15 protein-coding genes are annotated in these 15429 nt (G+C 62.7%); 3 read left to right on the forward strand and 12 right to left on the reverse strand.

The features are described from left to right. The first annotated feature begins 5 nt into the window (after positions 1–5). Positions 6–353: a head completion/stabilization protein gene (locus P0Y58_11130; GenBank protein WEK32713.1), complete on the forward strand. Its 348-nt coding sequence runs from the start codon at positions 6–8 to the stop codon at positions 351–353. Beyond that, complete coding sequence (locus P0Y58_11135; protein WEK32714.1) at positions 346–708, forward strand: hypothetical protein; 363 nt, start codon at positions 346–348, stop codon at positions 706–708. Before P0Y58_11130 ends, P0Y58_11135 begins: the two co-directional genes overlap by 8 nt. On the opposite strand, the gene P0Y58_11140 is transcribed toward P0Y58_11135, so the two are convergent. Beyond that, the gene (locus P0Y58_11140; GenBank protein ID WEK32715.1) at positions 705–1097 is read right to left on the reverse strand and encodes a helix-turn-helix domain-containing protein; all 393 of its coding nucleotides are present in this window, start codon (positions 1095–1097) and stop codon (positions 705–707) included. The genes P0Y58_11135 and P0Y58_11140 overlap by 4 nt on opposite strands. 179 nt (positions 1098–1276) lie before the next feature. Here P0Y58_11140 and P0Y58_11145 point away from each other — a divergent pair, with 179 nt between their 5' ends. Continuing rightward, complete coding sequence (locus P0Y58_11145) at positions 1277–1531, forward strand: ogr/Delta-like zinc finger family protein (protein WEK32716.1); 255 nt, start codon at positions 1277–1279, stop codon at positions 1529–1531. 85 nt (positions 1532–1616) lie between these two features. Here P0Y58_11145 and nuoN read toward each other — a convergent pair whose 3' ends face one another. The 11 genes from nuoN to nuoC form a co-directional block, all read right to left on the reverse strand. Next, complete coding sequence (gene nuoN / locus P0Y58_11150; protein ID WEK32717.1) at positions 1617–3086, reverse strand: NADH-quinone oxidoreductase subunit NuoN; 1470 nt, start codon at positions 3084–3086, stop codon at positions 1617–1619. A 7-nt stretch (positions 3087–3093) separates the two neighbouring features. Then, a complete protein-coding gene (nuoM, locus tag P0Y58_11155; protein ID WEK32718.1) occupies positions 3094–4626 on the reverse strand; it encodes an NADH-quinone oxidoreductase subunit M in 1533 nt (510 codons plus the stop codon). Between the two features lie 43 nt (positions 4627–4669). Next, on the reverse strand, positions 4670–6523 hold the full coding sequence (gene nuoL / locus P0Y58_11160) for an NADH-quinone oxidoreductase subunit L (protein ID WEK32719.1): 1854 nt from the start codon (positions 6521–6523) through the stop codon (positions 4670–4672). Next, positions 6520–6828, reverse strand: a complete 309-nt coding sequence (gene nuoK, locus P0Y58_11165; protein ID WEK32720.1) for an NADH-quinone oxidoreductase subunit NuoK — start codon at positions 6826–6828, stop codon at positions 6520–6522. The genes nuoL and nuoK overlap by 4 nt, the downstream gene beginning before the upstream one ends. A 3-nt stretch (positions 6829–6831) precedes the next feature. After that, complete coding sequence (gene nuoJ, locus P0Y58_11170) at positions 6832–7332, reverse strand: NADH-quinone oxidoreductase subunit J (protein WEK32721.1); 501 nt, start codon at positions 7330–7332, stop codon at positions 6832–6834. A gap of 10 nt (positions 7333–7342) precedes the next feature. Then, entirely contained in the window at positions 7343–7891 is a 549-nt protein-coding gene (gene nuoI / locus P0Y58_11175) for an NADH-quinone oxidoreductase subunit NuoI (protein ID WEK32722.1), read from the reverse strand. Between the two features lie 11 nt (positions 7892–7902). Next, complete coding sequence (gene nuoH, locus P0Y58_11180) at positions 7903–8910, reverse strand: NADH-quinone oxidoreductase subunit NuoH (GenBank protein WEK32723.1); 1008 nt, start codon at positions 8908–8910, stop codon at positions 7903–7905. After that, positions 8907–11621: an NADH-quinone oxidoreductase subunit NuoG gene (nuoG, locus tag P0Y58_11185; GenBank protein WEK32724.1), complete on the reverse strand. Its 2715-nt coding sequence runs from the start codon at positions 11619–11621 to the stop codon at positions 8907–8909. The genes nuoH and nuoG overlap by 4 nt, the downstream gene beginning before the upstream one ends. 132 nt (positions 11622–11753) lie before the next feature. Further along, complete coding sequence (gene nuoF / locus P0Y58_11190; GenBank protein WEK32725.1) at positions 11754–13115, reverse strand: NADH-quinone oxidoreductase subunit NuoF; 1362 nt, start codon at positions 13113–13115, stop codon at positions 11754–11756. Continuing rightward, positions 13112–13609, reverse strand: a complete 498-nt coding sequence (gene nuoE, locus P0Y58_11195) for an NADH-quinone oxidoreductase subunit NuoE (GenBank protein WEK32726.1) — start codon at positions 13607–13609, stop codon at positions 13112–13114. The genes nuoF and nuoE overlap by 4 nt, the downstream gene beginning before the upstream one ends. A 2-nt stretch (positions 13610–13611) precedes the next feature. Beyond that, entirely contained in the window at positions 13612–15393 is a 1782-nt protein-coding gene (gene nuoC / locus P0Y58_11200) for an NADH-quinone oxidoreductase subunit C/D (protein ID WEK32727.1), read from the reverse strand. Positions 15394–15429: the final 36 nt, after the last annotated feature.

Raw genomic sequence — 15429 nt, forward strand, 5'->3', positions numbered from 1 at the left:
GCGGCATGAGCAACGATCTGCTGTTACCGCGTTATGCCGACAGCCATGACCCGTTCTGGCCGCGGGTGGACCTTGGCAGGCTGCGCGAGCGCCTGAGCCTGCCGCGGCCGGTCAGTGAGGCCGCCCTGGAAGTGGCCGCACGCTGCGCCGCCATTGATGCAGCACGGGAATTCGCCTGCTGGCGCGCGGCGCTGCGAGAGCGAGGATACAAGCGGCTTGAGGATGTGGCCGGGCATGACCAAGGGCGCGCATTGCGAGTGTGCTACATCCGTTTTGTTGAAGCTGCGGTCATGTACAGCTTGGGCGCAAGCGCATACCTGCCCAATGCGCGTCGGGGAGCTGCTCATGCCTGAGGAATCTGTTATCGATTGCTGGGGCCCGGAACTGATAGCGCTGCTGGGCGTGGATGGCAGTGTGTTGTTTGCCGCGCTGCTGGGGGCTTTGCTGGTGAGTGCAGCGCGCGACCGGTTGATCACCAATGCAACCAGGCGCCTGACGCTGAGCAAGAAGCTGTTACTGGTGTTAGTGACCGTGGGTGTCGGCCACCTGTTTGAACCGCTGGTTTCATCATTGGTGCCTTTGCTGACCCGTGACATGGCGGCGTTCGTCGCTGCCGTGGTGGTGATCCCCATCAGCCTAAAGGTCATGGTCTGGCTGGACACGCTGGACCCGCGCGAAATCATCCAGCGCTGGCGCCGCCGAAGTTAGCCGCTGGCGGCTGTGGGCGGGTGGCTGGTCAGCTCGCGCAATTGCAGTTCCAGCTGCTGGATGCGTTGCTTGTCGCTGATGAGCAGCAAGATGGCCTGGCGATCAGTGGGTGAGAGCGTGCGCAGCCGTTCGAGCATGTCGAACTCCCAGCCCGTTTCAGCCTGGTGTGCGGGGTGCTGCTGTACTTCGCCCAGCAGCAACCAGTCCAGCGAGCATGCGTGTTGCCGGGCCATTTCTATGCAAAGTGAGTACGGCACACTATCGCGCACCTTCCAGCTGCTAAGCGTCTGCGGGCTGACCGACAGCGCGCGTGACAAGTCGGCATCGGACTGGGCGCCGGTCAGAAGCTTCAGGCGCGTAAGCACCGCAGCAAGTACGTGAGTACTCATAACAAATATCCATGACTGGTTTAATGATATTCCATGGGCTTAAACTACTCGTTATGAATACAGCCCTGCGTTTTAAGGAGCACTTCTGCAATGAGAACCATCAAATTGAAGAATACACCCACAGTTGCAGCCAATACTGACACACAAGCTGGCCGGGGCAATGCTAGCAGGTACTTGCCGTGAGTACTTACAAGCTGGTTTGCCCGCACTGCCACAGCCGGATGCGCATACGTACTAGCGAAGGGCGCCATATTTTCCTGCGTATCGCTTATTTGCAATGCACCACTGAGGCGTGCGGCTGGTCAGTACGCGCCGAATTTGAAATGACTCATGAACTCTCCCCTAGCGGGATGCCCAATCCGGAAGTGTACCTGCCTTCGGCCAATGGTGATTTGCGCAAGGCAGCGCTGGCAGGAGAAGGCCATCCCGGTTGAGTGAGGCGCCATTGGGGGCAGGCAAAACAGTACGCAGATAAAAAAACACCCCGCATAAGCGGGGTGTTTTGTGTTGCCGGGGCGATCAGCCGATCAGTTGCAGGCCCGCTTGCTGGACCATTTCCAGCAGCGGTTGCGGGTACACGCCAAGCACGAAGGCGAGGATGGCGATGGCCAGCAGCATGACGCCGCCGGTGCGCTGTTCCCACTTCAGCGGGGCGTCGTGGCGACGCAGGTTTGGCTCGACCAGGTACAGGGTAACCATGACCCGCAGGTAGTAGTAAACGCCAATGGCACTACCAATGACCAGGGCACCGACCAGCCACCACAGGTGCGACTCGACGCCGGTGGCGATGATGTAGAACTTGCCGATGAAGCCGGCGGTCAGCGGGATACCCGCCAGCGACAGCATCATCACGGTCAATACCGCAGTCAGGTACGGACGGCGCCAGAACAGGCCACGGTACTCGTACAGCGCATCGGCGTCACGACCGCCATAAGGCGAGGACATCAGGGTGATGACACCGAAGGCGCCCAGGCTGGTGATCACGTAGGTGACCAGGTACACGCCCATGGCTTCCATTGCCAGGCCCTTGCTGGCGACCAAAGCGATCAGCAGGTAACCGAAGTGAGCGATGGACGAGTAACCGAGCAGACGCTTGAGGTTGCTCTGGGTAAGTGCCAGCAAGTTACCGATCAGGATCGAGGCAACCGCGATCACGGCCAGGACGGTGCTCAGCACGCCGCTGCTTGCAGCTGGGGAGATCATGAACAAGCGAACCAGCACGGCGAATACCGCAACCTTGCTGGCGGTTGCCAGGAATGCGGCGACCGGCGCCGGGGCGCCTTCGTACACATCAGGGGTCCACAGGTGGAACGGCACCAGCGACAGCTTGAAGGCCAGGCCGACCAGCATCATGCCCAGGCCCAGTTGGGCCAGCAGGCTTGGCATGTTGGTCGCGGCAAGCGCTTTGCCGATCTGGTCGAAGCTCAAGCTACCGGCATCGGCGTACAGCAAGGCCATGCCGAACAGCAGGAAAGCCGAGCCTGCGGCCGACAGCACCATGTACTTGATGCCGGCTTCCAGCGAGCGCTTGTTGAAGAAGGCATACGCGACCAGGCCGTAGACCGGCACCGACAGCAGCTCCAGGCCGATGAACAGGCCGGCCAGGTGGTTGGCGCTGACCAGCACCAGGCCACCGAGTGCCGACATCAGCAACAGCAGGTACAGTTCTTCACGGTTGCCCGGGAAACCCTTGGCGCCTTCGCCGAGGTAAGCGTGGGCAAGGGTGACGCATGCCAGCGTGGCCACGAGGACGATCGCCATGTACAGGCAGGCGAACTTGTCGATGGTGAGCAGCGGAGTGACCGCCAGCGGTGCGACTTTCAGTGCTGGCAAGATCGACAGCAGGGCCAGGTTCAGGCCCACGGTGGACAGCAGGAAGGTCTGCGAGTGGTTGCGCTTCCAGGCGATCGCCAGCATCACCACCACCGTGGTGATGGTGGTGATCAGCATCGGCGCCAATGCGATGAAGTGTTGAGTGGTGAATTCCATAGCGCTCTTACCGGGCCGAAGCGAGTTGAGTGAAAGCGGAACCGAGCCACTGCTGCACACCACTCATGGTGGCGGCAGAGGTGTCGAGGAACGGCTGCGGATACACGCCCAGCAGAATCAGCAGGCCCGCCAGGCCCAGCACCATGATCAGCTCGCGACCGTCCATGCCAGCCAGCACGGTGTCGGCCTTGGCCGGGCCGAAGTAGGCGCGGTGGATCATGATCAGCGAGTAGACCGAACCGAATACCAGGCCGGTGGTGGCGATCACGGTGATCCACGGTACATGGGCGAAGCTGCCGATCAGGATCAGGAACTCGCCAACGAAGTTACCGGTGCCTGGCAGGCCCAGCGATGCCGCGGCGAAGAACAGGCTGATGGCCGGCAGGTAGGCGATACGGTGCCACAGGCCACCCATCTGACGCATGTCACGGGTGTGCAGGCGCTCGTACAGCTGGCCGGACAGGATGAACAGCGCAGCAGCCGACAGGCCGTGGGCCAGCATCTGAATCACCGCACCTTGCAGGGCCTGCTGGCTGCCGGAGTAGATACCGATCAGCACGAAGCCCATGTGCGAGACACTGGAGAAGGCGATCAGGCGCTTGATGTCGCTTTGCGCGAAGGCCAGGAAGGCACCGTAGAAGATACCGACCAGGCCCAGGCCCATGGCGATGGGTGCGAACTCGGCCGAAGCGTTCGGGAACAGCGGCAGGGCGAAGCGCAGCAGGCCGTAGGCCGCGGTCTTCAGCAAGATACCCGCCAGGTCCACGGAACCTGCGGTCGGCGCCTGGGCGTGAGCGTCAGGCAGCCAGGAGTGGAACGGCACAACCGGCAGCTTTACCGCGAAGGCGATGAAGAAGCCCAGCATCAGCACGTACTCGACGCCAGCCGGCAGCTCGGCCTTGAGCAGGTCGCTGTAGTTGAAGGTGAGTACACCGGTGGTGTTGTAGTTGACCAGCACCAGGCCCAGGATCGCCACCAGCATGATCAGGCCGCTGGCCTGGGTGAAGATGAAGAACTTGGTCGCCGCGTAGATCCGGGTCTTCTTGCCGTCTGCCGAGCTGTGACCCCAGAGCGCGATGAGGAAGTACATCGGCACCAGCATCATTTCCCAGAAGAAGAAGAACAGGAACAGGTCCAGGGCCAGGAACACACCGACCACGCCGCCGAGGATCCACATCAGGTTGAGGTGGAAGAAGCCGACGTGGCGCTGGATCTCTTTCCAGGAACACAGTACCGACAGCACACCGAGCAGGCCGGTAAGCAGGATCATCAGCAGCGACAGGCCGTCGAGGGCCAGGTGAATGCTGATGCCGAAGCGCTTGATCCACTCGAGTTTGTATTCGTATGCCCAGTGCGGTTCAGCGCCCGGAGCCGGGGCCAGGGTGTAGTCGCCGTGAGCCCACAGCCACAGGCCGATGCCGAGCAGCAGGGACATGGTCAGCAGTGCGATCCAGCGCGGCAGGGTGGCGCCGAAGCGCTCACCCAGCCAGCACAGAAGGCCGCCGATGAAAGGAATCAGGATCAGCCAAGGCAAAATCATGACGGGTTGGTTTCCTTTGGCAAAGTCGCAAGGTTCTTCATAGTCATACCGCAGCCACCACCACAGCGCCCAGCACCAGTACGGCACCGACGGCGATCGAGGCGGTGTACCAGCGCAGCTGGCCGGTCTCGGTCTTGCTCATGGCAACGTTGCCGCCGCGAGCCATGCGAGGGATCAGGCCGATGCTGCGGTCTACCGGGTCCTTGCGCAGGATGTGGCAGATCAGCAGGTAAGGTTTGACGAACAGCTTGTCGTAGATCCAGTCGAAGCCCCAGGCAGCGAACCACCAGGCCGACAGGATGCGACCGATGCTGCTGTTGGCCACAGCGCTGGCGAAGCTGCGCTTGCCCAGGAACAGCAGGGCCGACAGCAGGATGCCGGCAACCGCGATGGCGCCCGAAGCGATTTCCAGCGAGTGCTTGGCTTCGCCACCAGCGTGGCCGGCGCTTTCAGGCAGCACGCCTGCCAGTGGCGGGTGAATCCACGCACCGACGAAGGTCGACAGCACGATCAGCACGCCCAGCGGCAGCCAGTGGCTGATGCCGTGGCCTGCGTGAGCTTCGGTCTTGGCTTCGCCGTGGAAGGCGATGAAGATCAGGCGGAAGGTGTACAGCGAGGTCATGAACGCACCGACCAGGCCGGCGTACAGCAAGCCGGTGTTGCCGCTGGCGAAGGCTTCCCAGAGGATCTCGTCCTTGGAGTAGAAGCCCACGGTCACGATCGGCAGGGCAGCCAGGGCAGCACCACCGACCACGAAGCTGGCGTAGGCCAGTGGCAGTTTCTTCCACAGGCCGCCCATCTTGAAGATGTTCTGCTCGTGGTGGCAGGCAACGATCACCGCACCGGAGGCAAGGAACAGCAGGGCCTTGAAGAAGGCGTGGGTCATCAGGTGGAAGATCGCCGCGTCCCAGGCGCCAACGCCCAGGGCCAGGAACATGTAGCCGATCTGGCTCATGGTCGAGTAGGCGAGGATGCGTTTGATGTCGGTCTGTACCAGCGCGGCGAAGCCGGCCAGTACCAGGGTCACGCCGCCGACCACGCCTACAAGGTGCAGGATGTCCGGCGCCAGGAGGAACAGGCCGTTGGTGCGGGCGATCAGGTAAACGCCTGCGGTTACCATGGTGGCGGCGTGGATCAGTGCCGAAACCGGGGTCGGGCCAGCCATTGCATCAGCCAGCCAGGTCTGCAGTGGCAGCTGAGCCGATTTACCGACCGCACCGCCCAGCAGCATCAGCGTTGCCAGCACCATCCAGGTGTCGCCTGCCTGGAACTTCTGCGGTGCCAGCACCAGCAGTTCCTGCACGTTCAGGGTGCCCAGCTGGGCGAACAGGATGAACAGGCCGATGGCCATGAACACGTCGCCGATACGGGTGACAATGAACGCCTTGAGCGCCGCGTTACCGTTGTTGCGGTTGCTGTAGTAGAAACCAATCAACAGGTACGAGCACAGGCCCACGCCTTCCCAGCCGAAGTAGATGAACAGCAGGTTATCGCCCAGGATCAGGAACAGCATGCTGGCGATGAACAGGTTGGTGTACGAGAAGAAGCGCGAGTAGCCGGCTTCACCACGCATGTACCAGGACGCGAACAGGTGGATCAGGAAGCCGACACCGGTCACCACGCCGAGCATGGTCACCGACAGGCCGTCGACGTACAGGGTGAAGTTCGGCGCGAAGCCGTCCACCGACATCCACTGCCACAGCAGCTGGCTGTACGCGCCGCCTGCAGGCGGGGCGACGTTGAATTGCCAGATGACGTAGGCGGCCACGGCGGCCGAGAGGCCCACCGAGCCGACCCCGATCAGGGCGGACAGGTTCTCCGAGAACCGCCCGCGCGAGAACGACAGCAGCAGGAAGCCGATGAGGGGGAAGACGAAAGTCAGGAAGATAAGGTTCATCCGCGCATCTCACTGGCAGCATCGATGTCGAGAGTGTGGAAGCGGCGATACAGCTGCAGCAGGATAGCCAGGCCAATACTGGCCTCGGCGGCTGCCAGGCTGATCACCAGAATGAACATCACCTGGCCGTCGGGCTGCACCCAACGGGCACCGGCGACGACGAACGCCAGGGCAGAGGCGTTCATCATGACTTCCAGGCTCATGAGCACGAAGAGGATGTTGCGGCGGACCATCAGGCCAACCAGACCTAAGCAGAACAGGATGCCGGCGACTGCCAGACCATGCTCGAGAGGGATAGCACCCATGATTTACTCCTTCGCCTCGTTACGGCCCAGGTGGAAGGCGGTGACGGCTGCAGCCAGCAGCAGCATCGAGGCCAGTTCGACCACCAGCAGGTACGGGCCGAACAGGCTGATGCCCACGGCTTTCGGGCCCACGGTGGTGCCGCTGATGCCTGCGCCACTCGGCGTGACGAACAGCACGTACAGCAGTTCCAGCAGCAGCAGGGTGCCAAGGATGACTGGCCCAACCCAGATGCCGGGCTTGAGCCAGCCGCGTTCCTGGGCGACCGAAGCCGGCCCCAGGTTGAGCATCATCACCACGAACACGAACAGCACCATGATGGCGCCGGCGTAGGCAATCACTTCCAGGGCGCCCGCGAACGGTGCACCGAGGGAGAAGAAGATCATCGCCACGGAAATCAGCGAAATGATCAGGTACAGCAGGGCGTGCACGGGGTTGGTACCGGTCACCACCCGAAGGGTGGAGACCACGGCGATCCCGGATGCGAAGTAGAAAGCGAATTCCATCTTTCTGTCCTTATGGGAGCAAGCTCTTCACGTTGATCGGCTCGGCTTCGTTCTGTGCAGAGCCTTTCGGCTTGCCAGCGATCGCCATACCCGCAACACGGTAGAAGTTGTAATCAGGGTTTTTGCCGGGGCCGGAGATCAGCAGATCTTCTTTCTCGTACACCAGGTCCTGACGCTTGAACTCGGCCATTTCGAAATCCGGAGTCAGCTGGATCGCGGTGGTCGGGCACGCTTCTTCACACAGGCCGCAGAAAATGCAACGGGAGAAGTTGATGCGGAAAAACTCCGGGTACCAGCGTCCGTCGTCGGTTTCGGCTTTCTGCAGCGAAATACAGCCAACCGGGCAGGCCACCGCGCAGAGGTTGCACGCTACGCAGCGCTCCTCGCCATCGGGGTCGCGGGTGAGGACGATGCGGCCACGGTAGCGCGGCGGCAGGTACACGGGTTCTTCAGGGTACTGCAGGGTGTCGCGCTTGCGGAACCCGTGGGAGAACACCATTGCCAGGCTGCGCAGCTGAGTGCCGGTGCCCTTAACGATGTCGCCGATATACTTGAACATGGGTCAAATCCTCACTGGGCCGCGACGGCTGGCGTGTTGTAAAGCACGATCGCAGCGGTCACCAGCAAATTGATCAGGGTCAGCGGCAGGCAGAACTTCCAGCTGAAGTCCATCACCTGGTCATAGCGTGGGCGCGGGATCGAGGCGCGCAGCAGGATGAACAGGACGATGAAGAACGCGGTTTTCAGCGCGAACCACAGGAAGGGTACCTGAGGCAGCAGGTCGAAAGGACCGTGCCAGCCGCCGAAGAACAGTGTTACCAGCAGCGCCGAGATGAGGATGATGCCGATGTACTCACCGACGAAGAACATGCCCCATTTCATGCCGGCATACTCGATGTGGTAGCCGTCGGCCAGTTCCTGTTCTGCCTCTGGCTGGTCGAACGGGTGACGGTGAGTCACGGCGACGCCAGCAATGAAGAAGGTACAGAAGCCGAAGAACTGCGGAATGATGAACCACAGGTTCTGTGCCTGGTATTCAACGATGTCGCGCATGTTGAACGAACCCACCTGCACCACCACGCCCATCAGCGCCAGGCCCAGGAACACCTCGTACGACACGGTCTGCGCCGAAGCACGCAAGCTGCCCAGCAGGGCGTACTTGTTGTTCGACGACCAGCCGGCGAATAGCACCGCGTAGACCGACAGGCCGGCCATGGCGAAGAAGAACAGCAGGCCGATGTTCAGGTCGGCGACGCCCCAGCTTGGAGTGATCGGGATGATCGAGAAACCGATCAGCAGGGCACTCATGGCCACGACCGGCGCCAGGGTGAAGATCATGCGGTCGACGAAAGGTGGGTTCCAGTCTTCCTTGAAGAACATCTTCAGCATGTCGGCAGCGATCTGGAACAGACCGAACGGGCCAACGCGGTTCGGACCGTAGCGGTCCTGCCACCAGCCCAGCAGGCGCCGCTCGACGAAGCTGAGGAAGGCGCCGCAAACCACCACGGCCAGCAAGACCACGATGGCCTTGACGACCTGAATGATCACATCGATCACTTCGGGGGTGAACCAGCTCATTGTGCTGCCTCCTGCAGGCCTTCGACGGATGCACCGAAGATGGCTGGCGGGATGCCGGCCAGGCCTTTCGGCAGCGCTACCAGGCCAGCGCCCAGTTCTTCATTGATGCGCAGCGGCAGACGCAGGGCTACACCGGCAACGTTCAGGCTCAGTAGAGCACCGTCGTTGACACCCAGGCGGTCGGCTTCGGACTTGGCCAGGGCCACGTAAGCAGCCGGGATGCGCTGTTGCACCGGGGCGGCGCGCGAAGAGCTTTCTTCGCTGCCGAACAGGTGGAAGAACGGCACGGCAGTCCAGGTGCCACGGGCCGGGCTGAAAGCGCCCGGAATGGTGTTGAACCAGTTCAGGCGGTCACCTTGCGACTCGATCAGGCGCACGCCCGGGTCACCGGCACGCAGGTGGCCACCGACCTCGTCCTGGAACTTGTTCCAGGCTTGCGGCGAGTTCCAGCCCGGCGACCAGGCGAACGGCACCTGCTGGCGCGGTTCGGCGGAGCCCGAGTAACCTTCCATCGAGAAAGCGAACGCGGTGTCCTTGTCTTGCGGGGTACGCGGCTCGTGCACGCTGATGTTGGCGCGCATGGCGGTACGGCCGGAGTAACGCAGCGGCTCACGGGCCAGTTTCATGCCCTTGATGCGGAACGCGGCACTTGGCGCGGCGTTGACGATGCCGGCCAGTTGCGGAGCGGCTTCGGCGCAGGCGCTGGTGACGTGGTCCAGCTGGGTCCAGTCGACCGGCTTGTTCAGCAGGGTGGCACGCAGGGCGTGCATCCAGCGCCAGCCTTCGTGAATCTGGATGCTGCTGTCCAGGTATTGCGGGTCGAACACCTGGAAGAAGCGCTGGGCACGGCCTTCCTGGCTGACCAGAGTACCGTCGCCTTCGGCGAACGAGGCAGCCGGCAGCACCAGGTGGGCGCGCTCGACAGTAGCGGTTTTGGAGTGATCAGCAACAATCACCACCTTGGCCGCAGCCAGGGCTGCGTCGACTTTGGCGGCCGGTACGCGGGCGTACAGGTCGTTTTCCAGCACGACAATGGCGTCGGCCTTGCCGCTGATGACCGCGTCCAGCGCGGCATCAATGGACTCGCCACCGAGCATGGCCAGGCCGATGCTGTTGGCCTCAGGCACCACCAGGCTCAGCGAACCGTCCTTCTCGCGCAGCTTGAGGGCCTTGGCGATGTTGGCGGCGGCTTCGATCAGCGCCGGGTCGGCCAGCGAGGTACCGGCAACCACCAGTGGGCGCTTGGCGGCGACCAGGGCGTCGGCGATGCGCTGGGCCAGGGCCTTGGCTTCGTCGTCCAGGCCAGCAACGGCAGGTGCGCTCGGGTCGATGGCGTGGGCCACGGCGAAGCCGATACGGGCTAGGTCGGCCGGGGCTGCGTGCACGCACTCTTCGGCAACGTCGTCCAGCTTGGTTTCAGCCAGCGAAGCGATGAACAGCGGGTACAGCGCGTGCTGGCCGATGTTTTTCACGGCGGCATCCAGCCAAGGCTGAACGCGCATGGCCTCGGCCATCGCTTCGGCCTTGCCTTTGGTGGCCTGGCGTACGGCCAGGGCAACACGGGCTGCCGTTTGGGTCAGGTCTTCACCGAGCACGAACACGGCGTCGTGTTTTTCGATGTCGCGCAGGGTCGGCACCGGCAGCGGGCTATTATTCAGCACGTTCAGGGCCAGGCGTACGCGGGCCAGTTCGCCAGCTTCCATACCCGAGTAGAAGTAGTCGGCGCCGACCAGCTCACGCAGGCCGTAGTTGCTTTCGAGGCTGGCGCGTGGCGAGCCGATACCCACGATGGTGCGGCCGCGCAGCAGGTCGGCGGCTTTGTCCAGGGCAGCGTCCAGGCCCAGCTTGGAGCCGTCGGCCAAGTGTGGCTGGCGTGGGCGGTCTTTGCGGTTGACGTAGCCGTAGCCGAAACGGCCGCGGTCGCACAGGAAGTACTGGTTGACCGAACCGTTGAAGCGGTTTTCGATCCGGCGCAGTTCGCCGTAGCGCTCGCCCGGGCTGATGTTGCAGCCGCTGGAGCAGCCATGGCAGATGCTCGGAGCGAACTGCATGTCCCACTTGCGGTTGTAGCGCTCGGAGTGGGTCTTGTCGGTGAACACACCGGTCGGGCAGACCTCGGTCAGGTTGCCGGAGAATTCGCTTTCCAGCACGCCGTCTTCGACGCGGCCGAAGTACACGTTGTCGTGGGCACCGTAAACGCCCAGGTCGGTACCACCGGCGTAGTCCTTGTAGTAGCGCACGCAGCGGTAGCAGGCGATGCAGCGGTTCATCTCATGGGCGATGAACGGGCCGAGGTCCTGGTTCTGGTGGGTACGCTTGGTGAAACGGTAACGGCGCTCGTTGTGGCCGGTCATTACCGTCATGTCTTGCAGGTGGCAGTGACCGCCTTCCTCGCACACCGGGCAGTCGTGCGGGTGGTTGGTCATCAGCCATTCGACGACGCTGGCGCGAAACGCCTTGGACTCTTCATCTTCGATGGAGATCCAGCTGCCGTCGGAGGCAGGGGTCATGCAGGACATGACGATACGACCACGGGTGTCGTTTTCGTCGGTGTACTGCTTGACCGCGCACTGCCGGCAGGCGCCAACGCTACCAAGCGCCGGGTGCCAGCAGAAATAAGGGATATCGAGGCCTAGCGACAGACACGCCTGTAACAGGTTGTCTGCACCGTTGACTTCGAGCGCTTTGCCGTCTACGTGGATAGTGGCCATTGTTCAAAGTTCTTCGTTGGCCCGCGTGAGCGGGCGTGGCTAATGGAAATCTGTGAGCCTGCGGCACGCCACGCTTCATGCGGGCCGGCCAGCGGGCTGGCGGGTGGCACGGACCACCCGCTTTCTATCTTTTTATGCGCCGACCACAATCGGCTTCGCCAGGTTCGGGCGCAAAGTGCCAGCGCTTTCAGGCGCCACACCGGCCTCGAACTCCGAGCGGAAGTATTTGATGGCACTGCCCAGCGGCTCGACGGCACCCGGTGCGTGAGCACAGAAGGTACGGCCTGGGCCGAGGAAGTTGACCAGCCCCAGCAGCGTCTCGATGTCTTCGGCGCGGCCTTGGCCATTCTCCAGTGCGCGCAGCATCTTCACGCTCCATGGCAGGCCGTCACGGCATGGGGTGCACCAGCCACACGATTCGCGGGCAAAGAACTCTTCCATGTTGCGCAGCAGCGAAACCATGTTGACGCTGTCGTCCACCGCCATGGCCAGGCCGGTACCCATACGGGTGCCGACTTTGGCGATGCCACCGGCGTACATCTGTGCGTCGAGGTGCTCGGGCAGCAGGAAACCGGTACCGGCGCCGCCTGGCTGCCAGCACTTGAGCTTGAAGCCGTCGCGCATGCCACCGGCGTAGTCTTCGAACAGCTCGCGGGCGGTAACGCCGAACGGCAGTTCCCACAGGCCCGGGTTCTTCACCTTGCCGGAGAAGCCCATCAGCTTGGTGCCGTGGTCTTCGCTGCCTTCACGGGCCAGCGACTTGTACCAGTCGTTGCCGTTGGCGACGATGGCCGGCACGTTGCACAGGGTTTCAACGTTGTTCACGCAAGTCGGCTTGCCCCACACGCCCACGGCGGCAGGGAAGGGCGGCTTGGAGCGCGGGTTGGCGCGGCGGCCTTCCAGCGAGTTGATCAGCGCGGTTTCTTCACCGCAGATGTAGCGGCCGGCACCGGTGTGCACGAACAACTCGAAATCAAAACCGGAGCCGAGGATGTTCTTGCCCAGCAGGCCTGCGGCCTTGGCTTCATCAATGGCGCGGTTGAGGTTTTTTGCCGCCGTGGTGTATTCGCCACGCAGGAAGATGTAGCCACGGTAGGCCTTCAGGGCGCGGGCGCTGATCAGCATGCCCTCGACCAGCAGATGGGGCTGTTGCTCCATCAGCATGCGGTCCTTCCAGGTGTTCGGCTCCATTTCGTCCGCGTTGCACAGCAGGTAGCGGATGTTCATGGATTCGTCTTTGGGCATCAGGCCCCACTTCACGCCAGTGGGGAAGCCCGCACCACCACGGCCCTTGAGACCGGAGTCTTTGACGTTTTGCACGATGTCGTCCTGCGACATCTCGCCCAGTGCCTTGCGCGCAGCTGCGTAGCCGTTCTTCGCCTGGTACTCGGCCAGCCAAACCGGCTCGCCGTCGTCACGCAGGCGCCAGGTCAGCGGGTGGGTTTCGGCCGAACGCGCGATGCGGTTGGCCGGGCCGAAGGAAGTAATGGTCATACGTAACCCTCCAGCAGTTTGGTGACGCCAGCCGGCTGCACATCACCAAAGGTGTCGTCGTCGATCATCAGCGCCGGGGCTTTGTCGCAGTTGCCCAGGCAGCACACTGGCAGCAGGGTGAAACGGCCGTCGGCAGTGGTCTGGCCGAGGCCGATGCCCAGTTCGCTCTGGATCTGGCTGACCACGGACTCGTGGCCGCCGATGTAGCAGACCATGCTGTCGCACACGCGGATGATGTGGCGGCCGACCGGCTGGCGGAAGATCTGGCTGTAGAAGGTGGCTACACCTTCGACGTCGCTGGCCGGGATGCCCAGCACGTCGCCGATGGCGTGGATGGCGCCGTCCGGCACCCAGCCACGTTCCTTCTGGACGATCTTCAGGGCTTCGATGGACGCCGCGCGCGGGTCCTCGTAGTGATGCATTTCGTGCTCGATGGCCGAGCGCTCTGTTTCGCTCAGGGCGAAACGGTCTGTCTGGATAAGCGTGCTGTTCATGCTTAGCGGTCCACGTCAGCCATAACGAAGTCGATACTGCCCAGGTACGCAATGAGGTCGGCGACCATGCTGCCTTTGATCACCGAAGGGATCTGCTGCAAGTGCGGGTAGCTCGGGGTACGGATCCGGGTGCGGTAGCTCATGGTGCCGCCATCGCTCGTCAGGTAATAACTGTTGATGCCCTTGGTCGCTTCGATCATCTGGAACGACTCGTTGGCCGGCATGACCGGGCCCCACGAGACCTGCAGGAAGTGCGTGATCAAGGTTTCGATGTGCTGCAGGGTGCGCTCTTTCGGTGGCGGCGTGGTCAGCGGGTGATCCGCCTTGTACGGGCCTTCCGGCATGTTGCGCATGCACTGGTCGATGATGCGGATACTTTGGCGCATCTCCTCGACACGGACCATGCAGCGATCGTAGGCATCGCCGTTGTGGGCCAGCGGCACTTCGAACTCGAAGTTCTCGTAGCCGGAGTAGGGGCGTGCTTTACGCAGGTCGAAGTCGCAACCGGTGGAACGCAGGCCGGCACCGGTGGTGCCCCATTCCAGGGCCTCTTTGGTGTTGTAGGCGGCGACACCGATAGTACGGCCTTTGAGGATGCTGTTCTGCAGGGCGGCCTTGTTGTATTCGTCGAGGCGCTTTGGCAGCCAGTCGACGAAGTCCTTCACCAGTTTTTCCCAGCCGCGCGGCAGGTCGTGGGCGACGCCGCCGATGCGGTACCAGGCCGGGTGCAGGCGGAAACCGGTGATCGCTTCGATCACGGTGTAGGCGCGCTGGCGGTCGGTGAAGGTGAAGAACACCGGGGTCATGGCGCCGACGTCCTGGATATAGGTACCCAGGAACAACAGGTGGCTGGTGATGCGGAAGAACTCCGCCAGCATGACGCGAATCACGTCGACCTTCTGTGGCACCTTGATGCCGGCCAGCTTCTCCACCGCCATTACGTACGGCAGGTTGTTCATTACCCCGCCGAGGTAGTCGATACGGTCGGTGTAGGGAATGAAGCTGTGCCAGGACTGGCGCTCGGCCATTTTTTCGGCACCACGGTGGTGGTAGCCGATGTCCGGTACGCAGTCGACGATTTCTTCACCGTCCAGCTGCAGGACGATACGGAACGCACCGTGCGCCGAAGGGTGGTTGGGGCCGAGGTTGAGGAACATGTAGTCCTCGTTGGCGCCCTGACGCTTCATGCCCCAGGCTTCCGGGTTGAAACGTGCCGATTCCTCTTCAAGCTGCTGCTTGGCGAGGGTCAGGCTGTAGGGGTCGAACTCGGTGGCGCGGGCCGGGAAGTCCTTGCGCAGCGGGTGACCTTCCCAGGTCGGCGGCATCATGATGCGGGTCAGGTGCGGGTGGCCGGCAAAGTCGATGCCGAACATGTCCCACACTTCGCGTTCGTACCAGTTGGCATTCGGCCAGATACCGGTCACGGTCGGCAGGTTCAGGTCGCCTTCGCTGAGCGACACCTTGATCATCACGTCGCTGTTACGCTCGATCGACATCAAGTGGTAGAACACACTGAAGTCGGCCGCTGGCAGGCCACGGCGCTGGGTGCGCAGGCGTTCGTCGACGCCGTGCAGGTCGTACAGCATGCTGTAAGGCTTGGCGACACCGCGCAGGAAGCTGAGCACCTCTTTGAGCTGGGCGCGCTTGACCCACAGCACGGGCATGCCGGTGCGGGTTTCCTGGGCGACGAATGCTTCGGCGCCAAAACGGTTGTTCAGTTCGACGACCACATCCTGGTCGTCAGCCTTGTAGGGCGGAATAAAAATAGCGTTGTCCGCTGTCATGGTCTCGGTCGCTTTGGGTCAACGTTAAGAATGAAG

Origin of the sequence: Candidatus Pseudomonas phytovorans, from assembly GCA_029202525.1 — a bacterium.
In the GTDB taxonomy this organism is placed as follows: Bacteria; Pseudomonadota; Gammaproteobacteria; order Pseudomonadales; family Pseudomonadaceae; genus Aquipseudomonas; species Aquipseudomonas phytovorans.